The organism is Pantoea sp. SGAir0184 (genome assembly GCF_043544755.1).
On the sequence record NZ_CP028050.1, the window covers coordinates 177,560 to 200,666 of the forward strand.

21 protein-coding genes are annotated in these 23,107 nt (G+C 60.0%); 17 read left to right on the forward strand and 4 right to left on the reverse strand.

The features are described from left to right. Nucleotides 1-11: 11 nt before the first annotated feature. The 11 genes from C1N60_RS00820 (at nucleotide 12) to C1N60_RS00870 (ending at nucleotide 12,692) form a co-directional block, all read left to right on the forward strand. Nucleotides 12-1,406, forward strand: coding sequence for an MFS transporter (locus C1N60_RS00820; RefSeq protein WP_058775155.1), 1,395 nt, complete (start codon nucleotides 12-14; stop codon nucleotides 1,404-1,406). 59 nt (nucleotides 1,407-1,465) lie between these two features. After that, the gene (locus C1N60_RS00825) at nucleotides 1,466-1,765 is read left to right on the forward strand and encodes a type II toxin-antitoxin system RelE/ParE family toxin (protein WP_059013049.1); all 300 of its coding nucleotides are present in this window, start codon (nucleotides 1,466-1,468) and stop codon (nucleotides 1,763-1,765) included. 48 nt (nucleotides 1,766-1,813) lie between these two features. Further along, nucleotides 1,814-2,146: a HigA family addiction module antitoxin gene (locus C1N60_RS00830; RefSeq protein ID WP_058775157.1), complete on the forward strand. Its 333-nt coding sequence runs from the start codon at nucleotides 1,814-1,816 to the stop codon at nucleotides 2,144-2,146. A 91-nt stretch (nucleotides 2,147-2,237) separates the two neighbouring features. Next, nucleotides 2,238-3,401 (forward strand): HD-GYP domain-containing protein, encoded by a 1,164-nt coding sequence (locus C1N60_RS00835; protein WP_021507880.1) that lies wholly within the window; start codon nucleotides 2,238-2,240, stop codon nucleotides 3,399-3,401. 108 nt (nucleotides 3,402-3,509) lie between these two features. Further along, nucleotides 3,510-3,599 carry a K(+)-transporting ATPase subunit F gene (gene kdpF, locus C1N60_RS00840; protein WP_021507879.1) on the forward strand — a complete coding sequence of 30 codons (90 nt, stop codon included), beginning with the start codon at nucleotides 3,510-3,512 and terminating at the stop codon, nucleotides 3,597-3,599. Next, entirely contained in the window at nucleotides 3,599-5,278 is a 1,680-nt protein-coding gene (gene kdpA / locus C1N60_RS00845; protein WP_222951509.1) for a potassium-transporting ATPase subunit KdpA, read from the forward strand. Before kdpF ends, kdpA begins: the two co-directional genes overlap by 1 nt. Nucleotides 5,279-5,285: 7 nt before the next feature. Beyond that, nucleotides 5,286-7,334 (forward strand): potassium-transporting ATPase subunit KdpB, encoded by a 2,049-nt coding sequence (gene kdpB, locus C1N60_RS00850; protein ID WP_021507877.1) that lies wholly within the window; start codon nucleotides 5,286-5,288, stop codon nucleotides 7,332-7,334. An 11-nt stretch (nucleotides 7,335-7,345) separates the two neighbouring features. Continuing rightward, nucleotides 7,346-7,918 carry a potassium-transporting ATPase subunit KdpC gene (kdpC, locus tag C1N60_RS00855; RefSeq protein ID WP_021507876.1) on the forward strand — a complete coding sequence of 191 codons (573 nt, stop codon included), beginning with the start codon at nucleotides 7,346-7,348 and terminating at the stop codon, nucleotides 7,916-7,918. A gap of 108 nt (nucleotides 7,919-8,026) precedes the next feature. Then, nucleotides 8,027-10,702 (forward strand): two-component system sensor histidine kinase KdpD, encoded by a 2,676-nt coding sequence (gene kdpD, locus C1N60_RS00860; RefSeq protein ID WP_394521274.1) that lies wholly within the window; start codon nucleotides 8,027-8,029, stop codon nucleotides 10,700-10,702. Between the two features lie 54 nt (nucleotides 10,703-10,756). Continuing rightward, entirely contained in the window at nucleotides 10,757-11,257 is a 501-nt protein-coding gene (locus C1N60_RS00865; RefSeq protein WP_021507874.1) for a TIGR00645 family protein, read from the forward strand. Between the two features lie 307 nt (nucleotides 11,258-11,564). Then, nucleotides 11,565-12,692: a DDE-type integrase/transposase/recombinase gene (locus tag C1N60_RS00870; RefSeq protein WP_196368259.1), complete on the forward strand. Its 1,128-nt coding sequence runs from the start codon at nucleotides 11,565-11,567 to the stop codon at nucleotides 12,690-12,692. Nucleotides 12,693-12,794: 102 nt separating this feature from the next. Here the strand turns inward: C1N60_RS00870 and C1N60_RS00875 are convergent, their stop codons facing one another. After that, complete coding sequence (locus C1N60_RS00875) at nucleotides 12,795-13,724, reverse strand: LysR family transcriptional regulator (protein ID WP_021507873.1); 930 nt, start codon at nucleotides 13,722-13,724, stop codon at nucleotides 12,795-12,797. Nucleotides 13,725-13,817: 93 nt separating this feature from the next. On the opposite strand from C1N60_RS00875, the gene C1N60_RS00880 reads away from it, so the two are divergent. From C1N60_RS00880 to C1N60_RS00895, 4 genes are all read left to right on the forward strand, one after another. Then, the gene (locus C1N60_RS00880; protein ID WP_394521275.1) at nucleotides 13,818-15,026 is read left to right on the forward strand and encodes an MFS transporter; all 1,209 of its coding nucleotides are present in this window, start codon (nucleotides 13,818-13,820) and stop codon (nucleotides 15,024-15,026) included. A 53-nt stretch (nucleotides 15,027-15,079) separates the two neighbouring features. Further along, complete coding sequence (locus C1N60_RS00885; protein WP_394521276.1) at nucleotides 15,080-16,429, forward strand: cation:proton antiporter; 1,350 nt, start codon at nucleotides 15,080-15,082, stop codon at nucleotides 16,427-16,429. 26 nt (nucleotides 16,430-16,455) lie between these two features. Next, nucleotides 16,456-16,803, forward strand: coding sequence for a hypothetical protein (locus C1N60_RS00890; RefSeq protein WP_021507870.1), 348 nt, complete (start codon nucleotides 16,456-16,458; stop codon nucleotides 16,801-16,803). Between the two features lie 161 nt (nucleotides 16,804-16,964). Continuing rightward, nucleotides 16,965-17,861, forward strand: coding sequence for an alpha/beta hydrolase (locus C1N60_RS00895; protein ID WP_058770928.1), 897 nt, complete (start codon nucleotides 16,965-16,967; stop codon nucleotides 17,859-17,861). 687 nt (nucleotides 17,862-18,548) lie between these two features. On the opposite strand, the gene C1N60_RS00900 is transcribed toward C1N60_RS00895, so the two are convergent. After that, entirely contained in the window at nucleotides 18,549-19,466 is a 918-nt protein-coding gene (locus C1N60_RS00900; RefSeq protein WP_150360782.1) for a bestrophin family protein, read from the reverse strand. Between the two features lie 253 nt (nucleotides 19,467-19,719). Between C1N60_RS00900 and C1N60_RS00905 the strand changes: the two genes are divergently transcribed. Then, nucleotides 19,720-20,361 (forward strand): hydrolase, encoded by a 642-nt coding sequence (locus C1N60_RS00905; RefSeq protein ID WP_021508093.1) that lies wholly within the window; start codon nucleotides 19,720-19,722, stop codon nucleotides 20,359-20,361. Nucleotide 20,362: 1 nt separating this feature from the next. On the opposite strand, the gene C1N60_RS00910 is transcribed toward C1N60_RS00905, so the two are convergent. Next, a complete protein-coding gene (locus C1N60_RS00910) occupies nucleotides 20,363-21,265 on the reverse strand; it encodes a LysR substrate-binding domain-containing protein (RefSeq protein ID WP_058775167.1) in 903 nt (300 codons plus the stop codon). A gap of 95 nt (nucleotides 21,266-21,360) precedes the next feature. Here C1N60_RS00910 and C1N60_RS00915 point away from each other — a divergent pair, with 95 nt between their 5' ends. Next, nucleotides 21,361-22,182, forward strand: coding sequence for an SDR family oxidoreductase (locus tag C1N60_RS00915; RefSeq protein ID WP_394521277.1), 822 nt, complete (start codon nucleotides 21,361-21,363; stop codon nucleotides 22,180-22,182). A 95-nt stretch (nucleotides 22,183-22,277) separates the two neighbouring features. On the opposite strand, the gene C1N60_RS00920 is transcribed toward C1N60_RS00915, so the two are convergent. Beyond that, a complete protein-coding gene (locus tag C1N60_RS00920) occupies nucleotides 22,278-23,081 on the reverse strand; it encodes an acyltransferase (protein ID WP_394521278.1) in 804 nt (267 codons plus the stop codon). Nucleotides 23,082-23,107 lie beyond the last annotated feature (26 nt).

The window sequence follows — 23,107 nt, forward strand, 5'->3', positions numbered from 1 at the left end:
GAATTCAGCCTATGTTGCAACGCAAAAACCGCAGCCAGAACAGCCATGTGCGTATCTGGATCCTTTGCCTGATTCTGTTCCTGTCAGTGGTCGCTTATGCCGATCGCTCGATCCTGTCGATCTCCGGCTCGGCGATCAAACAGGAGTTTGGCCTGTCGGCGATCCAGCTCGGCCTGATCCTTTCGGCCTTCAGCTGGGCGTATGTTATTGGCCAGATCCCCGGCGGATTGATTCTCGATCGCTTCGGCACCAAAAAGGTCTACGGCGTGACGCTGGCGCTGTGGTCGGTTTCGACCCTGCTGATGGGATTTGTCGGGGAGTTTTCCAGTGGCATGACCATGGCGCTGACGCTGATGTTTGCGCTGCGCTTCGCGCTGGGCCTGATTGAGGCGCCGAGCTTTCCCGCCAACGCCCGCGCAGTCATCATGTGGTTCCCGGGCGCAGAGCGCGGACGCGCATCGTCGCTGTTTGCCTCAGCACAATACTTTGCCGTGGCGATATTCTCACCGCTCTCCGGCTGGCTGGTGTCGCGTTATGGCTGGGAATGGCCATTCTTTGTGCTCGGCGGCATCGGCGTGCTGGCAGTGTTTGTCTGGGCGGGCTATATGCGCAGCCCGCGTCAGCATCCGCACGTTTCCGCCAGCGAGTTACATTACATTGAACAGGGCGGCGCGCTGGTGGATATCGACGCCGCGCAAACGCTGCGCGCACGGCCGCCGGTCAGCAAAGCGATGTTCAAAACATTGCTCACCAACCGCATGCTGTGGTGCGCCTACCTCGGCCAGTATTGCACCATCGCGCTTAGCTACTTCTTCATTACCTGGTTCCCGATCTATCTGGTGCAGGCGCGCGGCATGAACATTCTGGATGCCGGTTTCGCCACCATTGCACCGGCGCTGTTTGGCTTTCTGGGCGGCATCAGCGGTGGCTACATCTCAGATAAGCTGCTGGCGCGCGGCTGGAGCCTGTCGTGGGCGCGCAAAACGCCGTACATCGTTGGCATGCTGATGGCCGCCTCGCTGATTCTGGCGGCGGTGATCCCTTCCAACGCCGGCATTATCGCCATCATGTCGTTTGCCTTCTTCGGCAAAGGCGTGGCGGCGGGCGCGGGCACCTGGACCGTGGTCAGCGATACGGCGCCCAAAGAGGCGGTTGGCCTCGCCGGCGCGATCTTCAACGGCATCGGTAACATGGCGGGCTTTATCACGCCGCTGTTGTTTGGCGTGATCGTTGGCCTGACCGGCAGCTACAGCATTGGCCTGGTGTTCGTCGGCGCGCACTGTGTCGTCGCGGCACTGCTGTTCCTGCTGGTGATGGGCCCGATTGAACGCGTAGGCGATCGGTCTGAGGTTGCCGATCTGGAATCCCGATCGGAAATAAACTATGATGTTAAAAAGTGCACTTGAGCACTGTGCATGAGTGCACTATTTTACCTGCTGGTTCGTAAGACAGGCAGGGAAGCAGGATGGGTTCAATCAGGGCGTTTCGTCAGGCCTGGCTGGCACAATTTTATACCCATGGGACACCGCATGCGCAGATTCCGCGTGCGATTGAATCCGCGCTGGCGCGTAAGCTGGATATCATTCATGCCGCCACTTCGCATCAGGATCTGCGTTCGCCGCCGGGTAACCGTTTTGAAGCGTTGAAGCCGCCGCTGCTGGGTTACTATTCGATTCGGGTTAACGCGCAGTATCGGCTAATTTTCCAGTGGGCAAAAGGCGAAGCCTGGGATCTGTATCTGGATCCGCACCGCTACAAAAAATAGCGCTAACGATCCCTTCTGGCCCGCTACCCGTACCAAAGAGAGCACCTTATGAAACAAGCAATGCGCAAACCCACCAGCGTGGGGGACGTCCTGCAGTATGAATTTCTCGAACCGCTCAACCTCAAAGTGAATGATCTGGCGGAGATGCTGAATGTGCATCGCAACACCGTCAGCGCGCTGGTGAATAACAACCGTAAACTCAGCACTGAGATGGCCTACCGGCTGGCACGGGTTTTCGCCACCTCGATTGAATTCTGGCTTAACCTGCAGCGTCATCTCGATCAGTGGGAAGTGGAAAATGACGCCAGAACGCAGGAGGAGTTAAGCCGTGTCATGACGCTGAGTGCCTTTTTAGCCCAGCGCGGCACGCAGGTTGCCTGAACCTGTCCCGACCAGTCACGCCGCCCTGAAGATTTTTTGCTCAGCTGCCGATATCACTCCTTACCATCCACTGATATTAAGGAGCGATATCGTGATAAAGCTGATTACCGTTGACGAGCTGCGGCCAGGCATGTTTATCCACAAGCTTGAGGTCTGGTGGATCAAGGACAAACGCATTCGCAACCAGATGCTGATCACCGATAAGCGTCAGATCGCCCTGATCCGTAACGAGGGGATCCAGCAGGTATGGATCGATCCCGAGCGGTCGGTGCGCGCGCCTGCCACGCCGCAGCCGAAAAAAGACATTCCGCAGACGCCGTTTTTCCGCGAGATGGATCAGGCGCAGTGCATCTTCAACCAGGGCAAGCCGCAGGTGCTGGCGATGTTCAACGAAGCGCGCATGGGGCAGGGCCTCGATCTTGCCTTTACCCTTGAGCTGGTCGATGAAATTGCCGGATCGATTACCCGCGAGCCAACCGCACTGCTCAGCGTGGCACGGCTGAAAAATCATGACGATTACACTTACCTGCACTCTATGGCAGTGTGCGGTCTGATGATTTCGCTGGGCAAAAAAATGGGGCTGGATGAGCAGCAGCTGCGTCGCGTGGGCATGGGCGGATTGCTGCATGACGTCGGTAAAGCCGCGGTGCCGCTGACCATCCTCAACAAGCCGGATAAGCTCACCGACGAAGAGTTTACGATTATGCGCCAGCATCCAATCGTCGGTGCGCAAATGCTGATGGAAGCCCATGCGGATGAAGATTTGCTGGATATTGCGCTGCATCACCATGAAAAATTCGATGGCAGCGGCTATCCGCATCGGCTGCAGGGCGAAGAGATCTCGCTCTACGCACGCATGGCGGCGGTGTGTGACGTCTACGACGCGGTGACCTCCGATCGCCCGTATCGCAAAGGCTGGACGCCGGCGGAGGCGATGCACAATATGCTGAGCTGGCGCGGCCACTTTGACAGTGCGCTGCTGCACGCGTTTGTGCGCACCATCGGTATTTATCCGGTGGGCTCGCTGGTACGGCTGGCCTCCGGGCGCGTGGCGCTGGTGGTGCAGGCCGGGGAAAAATCGCTGCTGAAGCCCAAAGTGCATGTGTTCTGGTCGCTGCATTCGCAGCGCGAGGTCAAACCGGAAGCGCTGGACCTCGGCGACAGCTTCTGCACCGATACCATCACCGGCGCTGAGGACAGCGGCTTGTGGCACAACGTTGACCTGAATCGCATCTGGGCGCTGGAAAGCGCCTGATCTGCCCGCGTTTTTATACTTTCTTTACGCCCGATCTGCGCCTTTTTACCCCTTCTTTATGCCGCGCCGCGCATGCTTGCTGCACTACCAAATCCTCTGGAGGTTGCTGTGAGTGTGGGCGTGATAGCCGGCATCGTGCTGGTATTTTTATTACTGGGCTACCTGATTTATGCCCTGCTTAATGCGGAGGCATTCTGATGGCGGCGAATGCGTTTTTACTGATTGCGTGCTATCTGCTGGTGCTGATGGTGCTGGCGCAGCCGCTGGGCCGCTTGCTGGCGCTGATGGTGGCGGATAAACCCCTGCTGGCGCGCAGCGAACGCGTGCTGTGGCGTCTGGCCGGCGTTGACGGCGCGGCGATGCGCTGGCCGCACTATCTGCTGGCCATCCTGCTGTTTAACGCGCTCGGCTTTGTGCTGCTGCTGGCGATGCTGATGGGGCAGGGCGCGCTGCCGCTCAATCCTCAGCATCTGCCTGGCCTGAGCTGGGATCTGGCGCTCAATACGGCGATCAGTTTTGTCACCAACACTAACTGGCAGGCGTACGCGGGCGAGAGCACGCTGAGTTACTTCAGCCAGATGGCGGGCTTAACGGTGCAAAACTTCCTCTCGGCGGCAACCGGTATTGCGGTGGCGTTTGCGCTGATGCGCGGTTTTGCCAACCGTTCGCTGGAAACGCTCGGCAACGCGTGGCGCGACCTGACGCGCATCACCGTCTACGTGCTGCTGCCGATTAGCCTGCTGATGGCGCTGTTTTTTGTCAGCCAGGGCAGCATTCAGAACTTTGAACCCTATCATGCCTTCACCACGCTGGAAGGCGCGCAGCAAACGCTGCCGCTCGGGCCGGTAGCCTCGCAGGAAGCGATCAAAATGCTCGGCACCAACGGTGGCGGTTTCTTCAACGCCAACTCGGCGCATCCGTTCGAAAACCCTACGGCACTGACCAACTTTGTGCAGATGCTGAGCATCTTCCTGATCCCGGCCGCGCTGTGCTTTGCCTTTGGTCAGCAGCTGGGCGATCGCCGTCAGGGCCATATGCTGCTGTGGGCCATGAGCATCATGTTTGTGCTGGCGGTGGTCGCGGTGATGTGGGCTGAGCTGCGCGGCAATCCACACTTTCTGGCCCTGGGTGCCGACAGCGCGATCAACATGGAAGGCAAGGAAACACGCTTCGGCATTCTCAACTCCAGCCTGTTTGCGGTGATCACCACTGCGGCGTCGTGCGGTGCGGTAAACGCCATGCATGACTCCTTCACTGCGCTGGGCGGCATGGTGCCGATGTGGCTGATGCAGCTGGGCGAAGTGGTGTTCGGCGGCGTCGGTGCCGGCTTGTACGGAATGCTGCTGTTTGTGCTGCTCGGGGTGTTTATCGCCGGTCTGATGATTGGCCGTACGCCGGAGTACATGGGCAAAAAGATCGATGTGTGGGAGATGAAAATGACCGCGCTGGCGATTCTGGTGACACCGACGCTGGTGCTGCTGGGTACTGCGCTGGCGATGATGACCGAAGCCGGACGCGCCGGTATGGCCAACCCTGGCATTCACGGCTTCAGTGAGGTGCTGTATGCGGTATCGTCGGCGGCCAACAACAACGGCAGCGCCTTCGCCGGTCTCAGCGCCAACACCCCGTTCTGGAACCTGCTGCTGGGCTTCTGCATGCTGGTCGGCCGCTTCGGCATCATCGTTCCGGTGCTGGCCATTGCCGGTTCGCTGGCGGCGAAGAAAATTCAGCCGGTGGGCAACGGCACGCTGCCGACTCACGGCCCGCTGTTTATCGCACTGCTGGTGGGCACCGTGCTGCTGGTAGGTGCGCTGACCTTCGTTCCCGCGCTGGCGCTTGGCCCGGTGGCGGAACATCTGCAACTTATTCAGGGATAACGGAATCATGAGTCGTCAACAACTGGCGCTGTTTGATGCGGCGCTGACGCGCACCGCGATGCTGGATGCGGTGAAAAAACTCGATCCGCGCGTACAGTTTCGCAACCCGGTGATGTTTCTGGTGTGGATCGGCAGCGTGCTCACCTCGCTGCTGGCCATCGGTATGGCGGCGGGGCAGCTGAACGGCAGCGCCGGCTTTACCGCGGCGGTCGCCATCTGGCTGTGGTTTACCGTGCTGTTCGCTAACTTCGCCGAAGCACTGGCGGAGGGGCGCAGCAAGGCGCAGGCCAACAGCCTGAAAGGGGTGAACAAGCACAGCGATGCGAAGAAACTGGCGGAACCGTTTCATGGTGCGCAGTGGCGGCCGGTGGCGGCCGATACGCTGCGCAAAGGCGATGTGGTGCTGGTGGAAGCCGGTGACATCATCCCGTGCGACGGTGAAGTGCTGGAGGGCGGCGCATCGGTCGATGAGAGCGCCATTACCGGCGAATCGGCACCGGTGATTCGTGAATCCGGCGGGGATTTTGCCTCGGTAACCGGCGGGACGCGCATCCTGTCGGACTGGCTGGTGATTCAGTGCAGCGTCAATCCGGGCGAAACCTTCCTCGACCGCATGATCGCCATGGTGGAAGGCGCGAAACGCCGCAAAACGCCCAACGAAATCGCCCTGACCATTCTGCTGGTGTCGCTGACCATTGTGTTCCTGCTGGCGACCGCCACGCTGTGGCCGTTTTCCGCCTGGGGCGGTACGCCGGTTAGCGTGACGGTGCTGGTGGCGCTGCTGGTTTGCCTGATTCCCACCACCATCGGCGGACTGCTGTCGGCGATTGGCGTGGCGGGCATGAGCCGCATGCTGGGAGCCAACGTGATTGCCACCAGCGGGCGCGCCGTGGAGGCTGCCGGTGACGTGGATGTGCTGATGCTGGACAAAACCGGCACCATCACGCTCGGTAACCGCCAGGCGACGCAGTTCCTGCCTGCGCCGGGCGTCAGCGAGCAGCAGCTGGCCGACGCGGCGCAGCTGGCATCGCTGGCCGATGAGACGCCGGAAGGGCGCAGCATCGTGGTGCTGGCGAAGCAGAAATTTAACCTGCGCGAACGCGATCTCAGCAGCATGGGTGCCAGCTTTATCCCGTTCTCTGCGCAGACGCGCATGAGCGGCGTCAACGTGCAGGATCGCCTGATCCGCAAAGGCGCGGTCGACGCGGTACGCCGTCATATCGAAGCCAGCCACGGCAGCTTCCCGGCTGAGGTTAATGCCCGGGTGGAAGAGGTGGCGCGCGCCGGCGGTACGCCGCTGGTGGTGGCCGAAGGCGCGCAGGTGCTGGGCGTGGTGGCGTTAAAGGACATCGTTAAAGGCGGCATTAAGGAACGTTTCGCCGAGCTGCGCAAGATGGGCATCAAAACGGTGATGATCACCGGTGATAACCCGTTAACCGCCGCGGCGATTGCGGCGGAAGCCGGTGTCGATGACTTCCTGTCGGAAGCGACGCCGGAAGCCAAGCTGGCGCTGATTCGTCAGTATCAGGCGGAAGGGCGCCTGGTGGCGATGACCGGCGATGGCACCAACGACGCGCCCGCGCTGGCGCAGGCTGACGTGGCGGTGGCGATGAACTCCGGCACCCAGGCGGCGAAAGAGGCGGGCAACATGGTCGATCTTGACTCCAACCCGACCAAACTGCTGGAAGTGGTGCACATCGGCAAACAGATGCTGATGACGCGCGGTTCGCTTACCACCTTCAGTATCGCCAACGATGTAGCGAAATACTTCGCCATCATCCCGGCGGCGTTTGCCGTGACCTATCCGCAGCTCAATATGCTGAACGTGATGGCGCTGCATTCACCGGCCTCGGCGATTCTGTCGGCGGTGATCTTCAACGCACTGGTGATTGTGTTTTTGATTCCGCTGGCGCTGAAAGGCGTGAGCTATCGGCCGATGAGCGCGGCAGCGCTGCTGCGGCGCAATCTGTGGATTTATGGCGTAGGCGGTTTAGTGGTGCCGTTTATTGGTATTAAAGCGATCGACCTGCTGCTGACGCTGTCGGGCCTGGTGTAAGGAGAAGAGAAATGAGTCAGTTACGTCCGGCTATAGTATTGTTAGTGCTGCTTACCCTGCTGACCGGCGCGGTCTATCCGCTGCTGACCACCGGCCTGGCGCAGTGGTGGTTTCCGTCGCAGGCCAACGGTTCGCTGATTGAGCGCGACGGCGCGGTGCGTGGCTCAGAGCAGATCGGTCAGGCGTTCAGCCAGCCAGGCCACTTCTGGGGCCGTCCATCGGCCACCAGCGACGTGCCTTACAACGCGCAGGCGTCAGGCGGCAGCAACCTTGCCGCCAGTAATCCGGCGCTGGATAAAGCGGTGGCGGAGCGGGTGGCTGCGCTGCGCGCTGCCAATCCGCAGGCGCCGGCAGCGGTGCCGGTGGAGCTGGTAACCGCTTCAGGCAGCGGCCTGGATCCGGACATCTCCCCTGAAGCCGCGCTGTGGCAGGCACCGCGCGTCGCGGCAGCGCGCAACATGACGCTGAAAGACGTCGAGGCGCTGATTGCGCGCAACACCGAGCGTCCGCTGCTGCCGTTTATCGGCGAAGAAACGGTGAACGTGCTGCGGCTGAATATGGCGCTGGATGATTTGCAGGGATAGTTTCAAATCGCGCGAAGAATCGCGCCGCTACAAAAATGTGCACATACCGTAGCGGCGCAATTTATTGCGCAATGCCACATTGGTGCACGCGATAAAAATGGACCTCGCATGAACGACGAATTACCGCGCCCCGATCCCGATGCCCTGCTGCTCAATCACAGCGACAGCCATCGCGGTAAACTGAAAATCTACTTCGGCGCCTGTGCGGGCGTAGGGAAAACCTACGCCATGCTGCAGGAGGCGCAGCGCCTGCGTGCGCAGGGGCTGGACGTGCTGGCTGGCGTGGTCGAAACCCACGGCCGTGAAGAGACCGCCGCGCTGCTGCAGGGACTGGCGGTGCTGGCGCGGCGCGCCACTGGTCGGTCGCGCCATGCGGAATTCGACCTCGACGCCGCGCTGGCGCGCCATCCGGCGGTGATCCTGATGGATGAACTGGCGCACACCAACGTACAGGGCTCGCGCCATCCCAAGCGCTGGCAGGACATTGAAGAACTGCTGGATGCCGGTATCGACGTGATTACCACCGTCAACGTGCAGCATCTGGAGAGCCTGAATGACGTGGTGGGCGGCGTCACCGGCATTCAGGTGCGCGAAACCGTACCTGATCCCTTTTTCGACAGCGCCGATGAAGTGGTGCTGGTGGATCTGCCGCCGGACGATCTGCGTCAGCGGCTGAAAGAGGGCAAAGTGTACGTCGGCGACCGCGCCGAGCGCGCCATCGAAAATTTCTTCCGCAAAGGCAACCTGTTCGCGCTGCGTGAACTGGCGCTGCGCCGCACGGCCGACCGGGTAGACGATCAGATGCGCGCCTGGCGCGATCAGCAGGGGCGCGACAAAGTGTGGCACACGCGCGACGCGATTCTGCTGTGCATCGGTGACGACACCGGCAGTGAAAAGCTGGTACGCACCGCCGCCCGTCTTGCTGCCCGTCTCGGCAGCGAGTGGCATGCGGTGTATGTGGAAACGCCGCGCCTCAACCGACTGCCGGAAGCGCAGAGGCGCGCCATTCTGCGCACGCTGCAGCTGGCGCAGGAGCTGGGCGCGGAGACCGCCACGCTGTCCGATCCGGACGAGGCGCGCGCGGTGCTGCGCTATGCGCGCGAGCACAATCTCGGCAAAATCGTCACCGGCCGCCAGCCGCAGCGGCGCTGGCGACGCGACAGCTTTGCCCAGCGTCTCGGCGAGCTGGGGCCGGAGCTTGACCTGCTGGTGGTGGCGCTGGATGAGCCGGTGCGCGATGTGCCAGCGGCCCTGAGCGGCCAGCGTGCCAGCGGCGAGAAATGGCGGCTGCACCTGCGCGGGTGTCTGATGGCGATCGCGCTGTGCGTGCTGGTGACGCTAATTGGCCGCTGGTGGCTGGTGGAGTTTGATACCGCCAACGCGGTGATGATCTATCTGCTGGCGGTGGTGCTGGTGGCGCTGCGCTTTGGCCGCTGGCCGTCGGTGTTCGCCACGGTAATCAATATTCTGGCCTTCGACCTGGTGTTTGTGGCCCCCACCGGCACGGTGGCGGTATCGGATCTGCAATATCTGGTGACCTTTGCGGTGATGCTGGCGGTCGGGGTGATTGTCGGCAATCTCACCGCCGGCGTGCGCTATCAGGCGCGGGTGGCGCGCTACCGTGAACAGCGCGCGCGCCATCTGTATGAGATGGCGAAATCGCTTGGCAGCGCGCTGACGCCGCAGGATATCGCTGCTACCAGCCAGCGCGTCATTGAGGTGACGCTGCAGGCGCGCAGCCAGCTGCTGCTGCCCGACGAACAGGGTGAGCTGCAGTCGGCGGGTGAAAGCACCATCGGGACGCCGCCCGACCTCGGCATCGCCAAATGGAGCTACAGCAAAGGGCAACCGGCCGGTGCCGGCACCGATACGTTACCGGCGGTGCCGTACCAGATTCTGCCGCTGAAAAGCGGGGCACACTGCCGCGGCCTGCTGGTGGTTGAGCCGGACAACCTGCGCCAGCTGATGATTCCCGAACAGCAGCGGCTGGTGGAGACCTTTACGGTGCTGATTGCCAACGCGCTGGAACGCATGGCGCTGTCGCACAGCGAAGCCGCGTCACGGCTGGCCGCCGAGCGCGAGCAGCTGCGTAATGCGCTGCTGTCGGCGCTGTCCCACGATCTGCGCACGCCGCTGACGGTGCTGTTTGGCCAGGCTGAGATGCTGATGCTGGACCTCGCCAGCGAGCAGTCGAAATATGTTGGCCAGGCCAATCAGATTCGCGAACAGACGCTGAGCACCATCCGGCTGGTGAGTAACATGCTGGATATGGCGCGTATTCAGTCCGGCGGGCTCAACCTGCGCGAAGAGTGGGTGGCGCTGGACGAGGTGATTGGCGGCGCGCTAAGCAGCATGGGACCGGCGCTGAAAGGGCACGACTTTACGCTGGATTTGCCGCCGGAGCTGGTGCTGATCAAAGGCGACAGCGCGATGCTGGAGCGGGTATTTACTAACCTGATCGAAAACAGCCTGAAGTATGCCGGCAATGCCGCGCAGCACGGCATTCGCGCCTGGCGCGATAAAGCGCGGCTGGAGATCGCCGTATGGGATAACGGACCGGGCATTGCGCCGGAAAATCTGACGCGCATCTTTGACAAGTTTGCCCGCGGCGACAAGGAGTCGGCCGTGCCGGGCGTCGGGCTGGGGCTGGCCATCAGCAAAACCATTATTGAGTCGCATCGCGGACGCATCTGGGCGGAAAACCGGCCGCAGGGCGGGGCGGTGTTTCGCCTGTCGCTGCCGCTGCCGGCCGCGCCTGAAATTTCTGAAGAAGCACTGAAATAACTTCACATAAGTTCGGTTATACTCGATAGCTTGTCTGTTGATAAATGGGAACTTATGGAACGTTTTACCGAAAACCTGATGTATGCATCGCGCTGGCTGCTGGCACCGGTTTACATTGGACTTTCGCTGGGGCTGCTGGCGCTGACGGTTAAATTTTTTCAGGAAATTTTTCACCTGCTGCCCAACATTCTCAGCATCGCGGAAAACGATCTGATTCTGCTGCTGCTGTCGCTGGTGGATATGACGCTGGTCGGTGGCCTGCTGGTCATGGTGATGCTGTCCGGCTATGAGAACTTTGTCTCCAAGCTGGATATCGATGAAAGCAAAGAGAAGCTGAGCTGGCTCGGCAAGATGGATTCCGGCTCGCTGAAAAACAAAGTGGCAGCTTCGATTGTGGCGATCTCATCGATTCACCTGCTGCGTATTTTTATGGATGCGCGCAACGTCGCCAACGAAAAGCTGATGTGGTACGTGATTATCCACCTGACCTTCGTGCTGTCGGCCTTTGTGATGGGCTGGCTGGATAATATGTCGAAGGTTGAGAAGAAATCGTGACCTTTACGCACGAGCTGACCCATTGCACCAGGTGCGCATCAATGCGCACCCTGTAAAAACCGCAATGCCCGTAGGGTCGCCATTCATGGCGACCTGGCCAGTTGCACCAGGTGCGCATGAATGCGCACCCTACAAAACCTGCAGTGCCCCGTAGGGTCGCCATTCATGGCGACCTGGCCAGTTGCACCAGGTGCGCATGAAGGTACAAACCGGCCACATGGGTAACACTTTAGACCGGGCACATGGGTAACAGTTATAAACGGCATAGCAGAGGAGACTCACTATGCCCTGGACTGAGACTGTTACCATGCAACGCCTTGAATTCATCCTCGCCTGCCAGGCAGGCGGGGAATCCATGACGCAGCTGTGTCACCGCCACGGCATCAGCCGCAAAACCGGCTACAAGTGGCTCAGCCGCTTTAACCCCGGCGAGCTCTCCTCGCTTGAAAATCTCTCCCGCGCCCGCCATCTCCAGCCCGATAAAATCGCCCCCGACATCGCCGCGCGCCTTGTTCAGTTCCGCCAGCAGCACCCCGACTGGGGGCCAAAAAAAATCCGCCACTGGTTCCTCAGCAACGGCGCTGACTTCATCGTGCCCGCCGCCAGCACCATCGGCGACCTGCTGAAGGCGGCGGGAATGGTGCAGCCGCGGACGCCGCGTAAGCGAACGCCGGGCAACCTGCGCAGTCTCACGACACCCGTGAGGAATAACCACGTCTGGAGCGCTGATTTTAAAGGGCGCTTCCGCCTGAAAGACGGCAGCTGGTGCCGCCCCTTCACGCTCACCGATAACCACAGCCGCTACCTGCTGTCCTGCGAGCCGGGCACGTCGGAGACCACGGTGTTCGTGCGCGGCTGCATGGAAAAGGCCTTCCTAGAAGGCGGGCTGCCCGACGTTATCCGCACCGACAACGGCTCGCCCTTCGTTGCGCCGGGCATCCTCGCGCTGACGCAGCTGAGCGTGTGGCTGATAAAACTGGGGATACAGCCGGAAAGAACCGCGCCGGGCTGTCCGGGGCAGAACGCCCGCCACGAGCGGATGCACCGGTCGCTGAAGGTCGCCATGAGCCATCACGACGTCTTTGGCTCGCTGCCAGAGCAGCAGGCGTGGTGCAGCGGATGGCGGAACGAGTTCAATCAGGAAAAGCCGCATGAGGCGCACGGGCAGCAGCCGCCCGCAAAAATATGGACGCCTTCACCGCGGAAATGGAACGGAAAAGTGCCGGAGGTGGGTTATCCGGAGGGGGCGAAGCTGTACAAAGTCGGTGAAAAAGGCGACCTGAGGCTGAACGGGCGGACCTTCCTGAGCGCAGCGTTACGGGGCGAGTACGTGCGGTTCCTGGAAGTGGACGACGGCATTGACGTCATCCTCTTCGACAGGCTCATCCTTGCGTATTATGACCGGGCAGAAAAGCGTATTATCCGGATCGACTGACCACAAAAAGTGTTACCTGTGTGCCCGGTCTGATCTGTTACCCATGTGCCCGGTCGTACCTGAATGCGCACCCTACAAAAACCTGAATGGCGACCTGGCCCCTTACCGCACCGGCTGCGTGCCGGTCAGCTGCGGCATCACGTCCCTGATCATCGCGAAAAAATGCTGCAGGCGGGCCGGATAATAACTGGCCCACGGGTAGGTCAGCCACACCGGCAGCGGCGGCGCCTGCCAGTCGGGCACCAGCTGCACCAGCGCGCCGCTGGCTAAATCCTCCTGCACCACCCATGACGACACAATCGCGGCGCCCATGCCCGCCAGCGCGGCTTTGCGCACCGCGTACAGGCTATCGCTGGCGAGGCGCGGGGCAATCGCCAGGTTGATCGGCTGGCCGTCGCTGAGACGCTGCAGCGCAATTTCATTACGATAAAAACTGGTCAGCGCCAGCCACGGCAGCTGCGTCAGCTGGGTAACCTCTTTCACCGGCGCATGAGCCGCCAGCAGCGCCGGTGCCGCGACGACAAAGCGCGGCACTTCCGCCAGCAGCACCGCCACCACCGACGGATCGGTGGGCGCGCCGACCTGAATGGCGCAGTCAACGTTTTCACTGACAAAGTCCGGCGTGCGGTCGTTGAGCATCCACTCCACTGCCAGGCGCGGATAGCGCTGCAGATAATCCATCAGCGGTGCAATCAACTGATCCTGACCAAACGCATGCGGCGCACGCACGCGCAGCGTGCCGATCGGGTCGTCATTCGCGCCGGTTAACTCATCTTCCAGCGCGTGCCAGGTCGCCACCAGCTGCCGCGCCTGGGCATAGCAGCGCTCTCCGTCATCGGTGAGTTTCAGCGCATGGGTGGTGCGTAAAATTAGTTTCAGGCCGAGCCGCTGTTCCAGCGCCTGCAGACGGCGACTCACGGTGGGTTGGGTGGTGCCGAGCTGCGCCGCGGCCGCCGATAGCGAGCCGCTTTCAACAATGCGGATAAACGTCTGCATCAGTTCGATGCGGTCAACGCTGGTGAGTGTGCTCATACGTAACATGCATAACAGTTCTGTGTCATAGCAGTCTACCGCGTATGGCCGCAACGCGCTTTAATAAGCGCATTATCACGGGGGAAAACCACTATGTCTGCCATGTCTCAATCTTCTGCCATGCCTGCTGAAACGCTGCCGGCACCGCTGGTGTTTACGCTGGCGGCCGGTGCCGGTCTCAGCGTGGCATCGATTTACTACAGCCAGCCGATGCTGGATATCATCAGTAAACAGTTCAATGTGGGCATTGGCAGCGTCGGTATGGTGCCGATGCTGACCCAGGCCGGTTACGCGCTGGGGATTCTGCTGCTGGCCCCGCTTGGTGACCGCCACGATCGCCGCACCATCATTCTGATTAAAGGCTTGCTGCTGGTCGCCGCGCTGCTGCTGTGCGGCTTTTCCGGCGGTATCAATGCGTTGCTGATCGCCAGCTTTGTTACCGGATTAACCGCTACCGTGGCGCAGGACATTGTGCCAGCGTCAGCGGCGCTGGCACCGGAGCGCAGCCGTGGCAAAACCGTCGGCACGGTGATGACCGGGCTGCTGGTCGGCATTCTGCTGTCGCGCGTGGTGAGCGGCGTGGTGGCGGAGTATCTGGGCTGGCGCACCATGTACATGATGGCGGCGGCGGCGGTGCTGCTGAGCAGTCTGGCGCTGTGGCGCGCGCTGCCGCGCTTTACGCCGGGCACCACGGTGAGCTATCCGCGTCTGCTGCTGTCGCTGGCGCATCTGTGGCAGCATCACCAGACGCTGCGCCGTGCGGCGCTGGCGCAGGGCCTGCTGTCGGTAAGTTTTAGCGCCTTCTGGTCTACCCTGGCGCTGATGCTGAGCGATCGCTTCCATCTCGACAGCGCCGTGGCAGGGGCCTTCGGTCTGGCCGGTGCCGCCGGGGCGCTGGCCGCGCCGCTGGCGGGCAGTTTTGCCGACCGCATCGGCCCGGCGCGTGTCACCCAGTATGGCGCCACGCTGGTGATGGTGTCGTTTGCCCTGATGTTCCTGCTGCCGGTGCTGCCGGTGCCGGCGCAGCTTGGCCTGATTATCCTCAGCACCATCGGCTTTGACCTTGGCGTGCAGGCCACGCTGGTGGCGCATCAGACGCTGGTCTACAGCCTGGCGCCGGAAGCGCGCAGCCGCCTCAATGCGCTGATGTTCACCGTGGTGTTTATCGGTATGGCGACCGGCGCGGCGCTCGGCAGCCTGGCGCTGGCCCATTTCGGCTGGAATGGCGTGGTCAGCCTTGCGACGGCTGCCGCTGTGCTTGCGCTGCTGATTCGTCTCGCCAGTCGCCATCTGCAAAACTAATTCACGATCCTGTGCCAGGCTTAAAGGAGAATGTTATTTAAAAACGGAGCGTTATGAACTTCCTGGCCTGGACCGCCCTTACTGGCGGTCTGCTACTTTTGATGTCACTGGCTTCCGGCTGGATTCACCGGGGGCCGGTGACGTCGTTTGGTCTCTACCTGTTCGCGGGCATTCTGTGCGGCCCGTGGATGCTTAATCTGCTGCAAATCGACATTATCGGCCACGCCGAGCTCGCCGCCCATATCACCGAAATCACCATGGCCGCCTCGCTGTTTATCACCGGGCTCAAACTGCGTCTGCCGATGAGCGCGCACGCGTGGCGCGTCGGGCTGCGGCTGGCATTCCCGGCGATGTTGCTGACCGTCGGCGGCATGGCCTGCCTGATTCACTGGATTACCGGCTTTGGCTGGCCGCTGTCGCTGGCGTTTGGTGCCATTGTTGCCCCGACCGACCCGGTGCTTGCCAGCCTGATCTCTGTTAACGATGCGCGCGATGACGATGCGCTGCGCGTGGCGCTCTCCAGCGAGGCCGGCATGAACGATGGTTCGGCGCTGCCGCTGCTGATGCTGGCGCTGCTGCTAATGCATCCGGGCGCCTTCAGTCTGGAGCTGCTGGGCGGCTGGGCAGCGCGCGATGTGGTGTGGGCGATTGGCGGCGGGCTGGCGATTGGTTATCTGCTCGGCCGGCTGATCGGCCAGCTGGCGACCCATCTGCGCAGCGCGCATCACGACGTGGCGCCCAATGATTTCCTCGCGCTGGCGCTGATCGCCCTGAGCTACGCGGCGGCGCAGTCGGTGGATGCGTCTGGCTTCCTCGCTACTTTTGCAGCAGGCGTCGGCTTACGTCGCGCCGAGCTGCGCGTGACTAAACGCTTTCCACTGGAAGATTTACCGGAAGAGAAGCGCTACCTGCCGGCAGAGGTGCTGGTCAATCCTAACCAGCGTCTGAAGCAGCAGGGCGGCAGCCCGGTAAAATCGGTCGGCCTGGTGGTCGGCGATGCGCTGTCGTTTGGTGATACTATCGAACGCCTGCTGGCGGCAGCGATGATGGTGGTGCTGGGCATCACGCTGGCGCATCACTGGAATCTCACCGGCATCGGCCTGGCGCTGCTGCTGTTTGTGGTGGTGCGGCCGCTGGCGGTATGGCTGACCACCTGGCGCTGCGAAATGCCGTTTATGCGGCGGATGCTGATTGGCTGGCTGGGGATTCGCGGCATCGGCAGTATCAATTATATTGCTTATGCCTGGGTGCATGGCCTGCAGGGCCCGCAGGCGGAACAGATGATGGACATGGCGCTGACGCTGGTGGTGTGCAGCATTGTGCTGCACGGCATCACGGTGACGCCGCTACTGAACTGGCGTACTGCCCGGCAGGCGGCACGCACGCAGCAAGATGAAACGTGATTTTCTGGAAATAACGGGAGCTTATTATGAAAGCATTGCTTATCGCCCTGGTAGGGCTGTCGCTGTCCGCCAGCGCGCTGGCGGATGATACGGATGCCGACGCGCAGGAGAATATCTACGCCAGCCAGCTGTGCCACATTGTTAGCGGGGAGCAGAAAACCGGTGACATGCAGAGCTACACTGAGAAAATGAAGTCACAGCTGGCGGCCAGCCAGTCACCGTCGGCCATGAACAAACCCTCCTTTAACGAGGAAACCGCGCAGGAAGTGGTCAACGGCTGGCTGGAGCTGGGCGAAGAAGAGCGGGCGAAGCTGCGTCACGATCAGCAGCAGTGTGAGCAGACGGTGATGACTCAATTCCAGCAGCAGGATTAATTTTCCGTTCTCTTCGTGAATACGCGCCTTTTCTGGCGCGTTTTTTTATGGCTTTTTTGTACGAAATGCGTACATTATCGCCAGATTGAAACAGGACCTGCATCACATAATGAGACGCCGCCTCCGGGCTGGCGCATTTTCCATACCGGCTACTGGGCAAGATGATTACACGGCGTCGTTTTCTGTTGGCTAGCGGAGCAACCGTACTCTCCATGACGGCGGGCAAACTGTTTGCCCGGGATGACATTATTCCGCTCTGGCCGGACGACCCACCGGGTGGCGGCGGTCCGTCTGGCCTGCTGAAAGTCAGCGCTAACGGTTCATGGACCAATATCGTTTCTCCCGCCATTCAGCGCTTTCGTCCGGAGAATCCCAACGGCGAAGCGGTGATCGTTGCGGCTGGTGGCGGCTACCGTTTTATCGGCATGGGGCGCGAAGCCTGGCCGGTCGCGCGCTGGCTTAATGCCAACGGGTATACTGCCTACGTGCTGAGCTACCGACTGCCGGGTGAAAAGTGGCAGGCCGGCAGAATGGCGCCGCTGCAGGATGCGCAGCGCGCGATTCGCATGGTGCGCGCGATGGAAAACAAGGTGCACCTGCTGGGCTTTTCGGCCGGCGGCCATCTGCTCGGCATGGCGGCAGCGCGGCCTGACTTCGTCACCTATTCACCGCAGGATTCGCTGGATGACATCCGGCCAACCGCAGACAGCGTCGGGCTGATTTACCCGGTTATCACCCTTGAAGCGCCGTATCAGCACACCCGTACTCACCAGATGATCGTGGGCAATGACGCCACGCCGACCCAGGAAGCCAACTGGTCAGTGCAAAATTACGTTACCCGTGCCTATCCGCCAACCTTTCTGGCGCAGGCGGAGGACGATCATACCTCCAACCCCCACAACACTGAGCTGATGCGCGACGCCTGCCGCCGGATGCGCGTGCCGGTTGAGCTGATTGAACTGAGCAGCGGCGGCCATGGCTTTGGCCTCGGTAAAGCCGGCACCCCCGCCGCGCTGTGGGACCAGGCGTATGTCCGCTGGCTGGATAAGCTGGGTTAATTTCTTTACTGGCGCATCAATCGAGGAGCGCTTGCAACGGCGCTGCAATAACCTTCCGCACAAACCGTAGCGGCGCAATTTATTGCGCAAAAAACAGCAGCGCAGCGGTCGGATTAGCGCGATAAATCGCGCCGCTACAATGTGTGCAGGATGATGGTGCAGAAATAAAATGCCGCACGAATCGTAGCGGCGCAATTTATTGCGCAAAAAACAGCGGCGCAGCGGTCGGATTAGCGCGATAAATCGCGCCGCTACGATGCGGTGCGCTCAGCGAGCATGGCGATTGAATCAGCCCGTGCCGTCACGTCAGATTAAAATACCGGTCCCAATCGAGGAGCGCTTGCAACGGCGCTGCAGTAACCCTCCGCACGAATCGTAGCGGCGCAATTTATTGCGCAAAAAAACAGCGGCGCAGCGGTCGGATTAGCGCGATAAATCGCGCCACTACGATGCGGTGCGCTCAGCGAGCATGGCGATTGAATCAGCCCGTGCCGTCACGTCAGATTAAAATACCGGTCCCAATCCAGGAGCGCTTGCAACGGCGCTGCAATAACCTTCCGCACAAACCGTAGCGGCGCAATTTATTGCGCAAAAAAACAGCTGCGCAGCGGTCGGATTAGCGCAATAAATCGCGCCGCTACGATGCGGTGCGCTCAGCGGGCATGGCGATTGAATCAGCCCGTGCCGTCACGTCAGATTAAAATACCTGTCCGGCTGGCTCGCTGCCGGCAGCGGGAAATCGTTGTTCATCGCTTTCAGATTGCGTTCGATATTCACGCACAGCGCATCCAGCGGCAGGTGATTGGGCGCGGTGCCGAACGGATCTTCCAGCTCCTCCGCCAGCGACTCCAGCGACAAAAAGGTGTACGAAATAAACACCGACACCAGCGGCGTCATCAGGTGCAAATCGGCCACCAGCGCGAACGGCAGCAGGGTGCAGAACAGATACACCGTGCGGTGCAGAATCAGGCTGTAGGCGAAGGGAATCGGTGTGCTGGCCAGCCGGTCGCAGCCACCCAGATACGCCGACAGATGATTGAGGTTGTCATCAATACTCTGCCAGACGATATCCGTCACTAATCCCTCATCACGCCGCTGCGCCAGCCATTCGCCCATGCATAACATGATTTGCGAGGTCGGCATCGGATGGCCGAGCACCGCGGCGTGCCACGCGGGCGGCAGCAGCCGCTGCAGATCGGGCTGGGCATCGGTTTTACGCAGCCGGTGTTTCAGGCTCCAGCTAAATGCCAGCTGCAGCCCGATAAACTCCTGCACCTGTTCCGCACGCAGTCCGCGCAGCGTTTTCACCTGGCGCAGCAGCGAGCGCTGAGTAATGTGCATATTGCCCCACAGCGTGCGCGCCTCGATAAAGCGCGCGTAGCTGGCGTTATTGCGAAAGCCAAGAAAGATGGCAATCGACACGCCAATCAGGCTGAACGGTGCGGTGGTCAGGTGAATGCCGAGCGTGGAATACCAGGGATAACCCAGTATGGCGATCACTGACATCAGCAGGTTAAGCGACAGGCGGAACGCAATGCGAGACAGCACTGAGCCGTGCCAGTCAAACAACCGGAGAAACCAGTGTTGATGAGGACGTACGATCATTTTGCGATGGTGTTTTTTATGATTTTGTCGCCACAGATTACGCCCGTCGCAGGCGCAGAATCAACGCCGGTGAGCCGCTGTTTTACCAGCAAAAACGCTGCGCTTTGACTAATTAATCTATTTGAATCAAGCTTCTAAAAACGCTTTGAACAAGTTGTAAAATTCTTTGCGTTATCTCTTTGTCCGCGCTTTCTCTAAAGTTTATTCCAGCAGCACAACACACAAATTTAAAACCACTTTAGAGGAAAATATCATGTCTAAACTCGACCTGCTTGACCCACAGAACTCAACCCTGATCTTCATCGACCACCAGCCACAGATGGCGTTTGGTGTCGCCAATATTGACCGCCAGCAGCTCAAAAATAACACCGTCGCCCTGGCGAAAGCGGGGAAAATTTTCGACGTGCCGGTGATTTACACCTCGGTAGAAACGGAAAGCTTCAGCGGCTACATCTGGCCAGAACTGCTGGCGGTACACCCGGAATCGAAGCCGATTGAGCGTACCTCCATGAACTCCTGGGAAGACGCGAAATTTGTCGAGGCGGTAGAGAAAACCGGCCGCAAAAAACTGATCATCTCGGCGCTGTGGACCGAAGTGTGCCTGACTTTCCCGGCTCTGATGGCGCTGAAAGCCGGTTACGAAGTGTATGTGGTGACCGATACCTCCGGCGGCACCAGTGTTGATGCGCACGAACGTTCCGTGCAGCGCATGGTGCAGGCGGGTGCGGTACCGGTGACCTGGCAGCAGGTGCTGCTGGAGTACCAGCGCGACTGGTCACGCAAAGAGACCTACGATGCAGTGATGGATCTGGTGCGTGAGCACAGCGGTGCCTACGGCATGGGCGTCGACTACGCCTACACCATGGTGCACAAAGCGCCGCAGCGTCAGGGCTGATTCAGCGGTAGTGCGGCAGGCGGGTTTTCAATGCGTCGATAAACAGCCGCAGCGCCATCGACTGATGCCGGTTCGGCGGGAACCACAGCGCGATTCCCGCCGACTGAATGCGCCAGTCGGCCAGCAGCTCCACTAATTTCCCCTGCTGCAGTGCCTCGCTAACGTACAGCGAAGGCACAAACGCAATCCCTGAACCGTTGATGGCCGCGCGCGCCATCAGCGCGTTATTGTCTAACGTCAGCGTACCCGGCACGTCAATCTCCAGACTTTCTTCCGCACTCTGATACTCCCAGCGATAGCGTTTGCCCCCGGGCAGGCGATGACGAATACACTGCTGCTGCAGTAAATCCTGCGGCTGACGCACCGGCGCGTGCGCCGCCAGATAGTCGGGCGAGGCTACGGTAACGAAGGTCAGCGGGCCGCCGAGCGCAATAGCCACCATATCCTGCGGCACATCTTCAATCAGACGGATGCCGGCATCAAACCCGGCGGCGGTGATATCTACCAGCGCGCCCTGAGCGGCGAAATCAAGCTGAATACCGGGATAGCGCGCGCTGAACTCGGGCACTACCTGATCCAGCAGCAGGCCAATCACCACATCGCTGGCGCTGATGCGCAGCGTACCGTACTGCTGCTGGCGGCTCAGGCTGACCTCGTGCAGCACCTCATCCATCTGATTGAGCAGCGGCGCGAGGCGCTGTAATAGCTGCTCACCGGCGTCGGTCAGCGACACGCTGCGTGTGGTGCGCTGAAACAGCTGCACGCCGAGGTTGTGCTCTAGCGTTTTCACCAGGTGGCTGAGCGAAGATCGCTTCAGGCCAAGCAGCTCGGCAGCGCGCCGGAAGCTGCGCTGCTCGCCCAGCGTTTTGATCGCCTGCAGTTCGTGCCATGAAGGGCGTTTCATTGGTGGTATTTCCTCACCAGGTCATGTGCGATTGGGGAGATTATGACCACCAGTAAAGCGATCTATCATCAGGTTTTCAACATGAGGAGCGCAAAATGAAAACCTGGTTAATTACCGGTGCCAGCAGCGGACTGGGCCGACTGATGAGTGAACGTTTACTTGAGCGCGGCGATCGCGTGGTGGCAACGGTGCGCCGCGAGCAGGCGCTGGAAGATTTGCAGCAGCAATATGGCGATCGGCTGCTGGTGATGCGGCTGGATCTGGCCGAAACGGCCAGTATCGCACCGGCCATCGCCACCGCCTTTGCCCGCGTCGGGCGTATTGATGTGGTGGTAAGCAACGCCGCTTACGGTCTGTTTGGCGCGGCGGAAGAGCTCAGCGACGCGCAGATTGCACGCCAGATCGCCACCAATCTCACCGGATCGATCCAGCTGATTCGCGCCGTCATCCCGCATTTGCGCCAGCAGGGCGGTGGCCGCATTGCGCAGATCTCGTCCGAAGGCGGCCAGGTGGCGTATCCCAATTTCAGCCTGTATCACGCCAGCAAATGGGGCATTGAAGGTTTTGTCGAAGCGGTGCGCCAGGAAGTCGTCAGCTTTGGTATTGAGCTGCTGCTGGTGGAGCCGGGCCCGACCGTCACCAACTTCGCCAGCGGGCTGGATATCGCCGCGCCGCTCGACGCCTATCGTGATAACGCATCCGGTCAGTTCCGTCGGGCGATTGAAGCGGGTGACTTTGCTATATTGGGTGATGCCGGAAAATGCGTGGCGGCCACGCTGGCGACGCTGGATCAGGAAACGATGCCGCTGCGGCTGGCGCTGGGCAGCACGGCCTATCAGCACATCGAAGCCGCGCTGGAAGCCCGGCTGGCAGAACTGCGCGCGCAGAGAGCGCTGGCGTTTGGCACGGATGCGTAACTTTGCCGTGTAACCTGGTTGCGCAGACCGTTATTAATGGCGGTCTGCGGCTGGTTAACACGAACTGGCTGACATCGTTGGCCCTTTTATTTACCTTAACCATAAAAACGATTTTTATTTTCGTTTTTAACGATATGCTTCAACAGATATTGGCATTTATCAACAACATTGCGGGCATCTTTAAATCCCTGTTCAATTACGGCAATATTTAATGCATGGTCGTCATGGTTAAACTGCATTGGTTCGGTATCGCACATGTTCCAGTCACGCGTTGTCGCTTCTGTCCAGTGATGAACGCTTTCTCCGGACCAGGCAATATTCTCTTTAAGCATTCTCACTGGGTTCCCGCCCCAGCAGCTATTGGAGTGTATCGTTTTCCCCGCCACCAGACTCATGGCACCAATTACGCTGCCGGAGTGGATTGATGAACCTTTTAAAATCATCGCGTTTTGTCCGATCCACACGTGATCGCCGATATAAATGCTACGGGAATGATTGATGCGCTGATTATCCGCAATGTTATATATCAGATGAGGATCGGCGGTTCGCATCCAGATACCAAAGGCGAGACAACAATGATTGCCAATGATGATATTTTTTTCTTCTGAGAGAATTAGCGTTAACTTTTCATTGAAGTAATTATGTCTGCCAATGAAGCAGACCGAATTTGAGAATGCAATTATTTTAACGATATAGGGTATCGCACTTTGGCTCAAATAAATGATTGAATTATCCGCCCGAAAATCCACTACGGAGTCCTGCAGGACTACGCCCTCCTCACATATCAGAATATTGTTCTTACCATGAAAATTAATCTGGCTATTGATGAGTGTCGGTTCTTTACCGAGAAATTTGTTACCTTCAATAAGCCTGAGCTGCTCTGGATGTAATATTGTCATTTTTCGCTACGTGAGTCGGGATGGCC

Excerpts from the sequence above, each read along its gene's own strand:
- C1N60_RS00820 (WP_058775155.1), top strand. The coding sequence starts at position 12 with ATGTTGCAACGCAAAAACCGCAGCCAGAACAGCCATGTGCGTATCTGG.
- C1N60_RS00825 (WP_059013049.1), top strand. The coding sequence starts at position 1,466 with ATGGGTTCAATCAGGGCGTTTCGTCAGGCCTGGCTGGCACAATTTTAT.
- C1N60_RS00830 (WP_058775157.1), top strand. The coding sequence starts at position 1,814 with ATGAAACAAGCAATGCGCAAACCCACCAGCGTGGGGGACGTCCTGCAG.
- kdpA (WP_222951509.1), top strand. The coding sequence starts at position 3,599 with ATGGCGGCGAATGCGTTTTTACTGATTGCGTGCTATCTGCTGGTGCTG.
- kdpB (WP_021507877.1), top strand. The coding sequence starts at position 5,286 with ATGAGTCGTCAACAACTGGCGCTGTTTGATGCGGCGCTGACGCGCACC.
- kdpC (WP_021507876.1), top strand. The coding sequence starts at position 7,346 with ATGAGTCAGTTACGTCCGGCTATAGTATTGTTAGTGCTGCTTACCCTG.
- kdpD (WP_394521274.1), top strand. The coding sequence starts at position 8,027 with ATGAACGACGAATTACCGCGCCCCGATCCCGATGCCCTGCTGCTCAAT.
- C1N60_RS00865 (WP_021507874.1), top strand. The coding sequence starts at position 10,757 with ATGGAACGTTTTACCGAAAACCTGATGTATGCATCGCGCTGGCTGCTG.
- C1N60_RS00870 (WP_196368259.1), top strand. The coding sequence starts at position 11,565 with ATGCAACGCCTTGAATTCATCCTCGCCTGCCAGGCAGGCGGGGAATCC.
- C1N60_RS00875 (WP_021507873.1), bottom strand. The coding sequence starts at position 13,724 with ATGAGCACACTCACCAGCGTTGACCGCATCGAACTGATGCAGACGTTT.
- C1N60_RS00880 (WP_394521275.1), top strand. The coding sequence starts at position 13,818 with ATGTCTGCCATGTCTCAATCTTCTGCCATGCCTGCTGAAACGCTGCCG.
- C1N60_RS00885 (WP_394521276.1), top strand. The coding sequence starts at position 15,080 with ATGAACTTCCTGGCCTGGACCGCCCTTACTGGCGGTCTGCTACTTTTG.
- C1N60_RS00890 (WP_021507870.1), top strand. The coding sequence starts at position 16,456 with ATGAAAGCATTGCTTATCGCCCTGGTAGGGCTGTCGCTGTCCGCCAGC.
- C1N60_RS00895 (WP_058770928.1), top strand. The coding sequence starts at position 16,965 with ATGATTACACGGCGTCGTTTTCTGTTGGCTAGCGGAGCAACCGTACTC.
- C1N60_RS00900 (WP_150360782.1), bottom strand. The coding sequence starts at position 19,466 with ATGATCGTACGTCCTCATCAACACTGGTTTCTCCGGTTGTTTGACTGG.
- C1N60_RS00905 (WP_021508093.1), top strand. The coding sequence starts at position 19,720 with ATGTCTAAACTCGACCTGCTTGACCCACAGAACTCAACCCTGATCTTC.
- C1N60_RS00910 (WP_058775167.1), bottom strand. The coding sequence starts at position 21,265 with ATGAAACGCCCTTCATGGCACGAACTGCAGGCGATCAAAACGCTGGGC.
- C1N60_RS00915 (WP_394521277.1), top strand. The coding sequence starts at position 21,361 with ATGAAAACCTGGTTAATTACCGGTGCCAGCAGCGGACTGGGCCGACTG.
- C1N60_RS00920 (WP_394521278.1), bottom strand. The coding sequence starts at position 23,081 with ATGACAATATTACATCCAGAGCAGCTCAGGCTTATTGAAGGTAACAAA.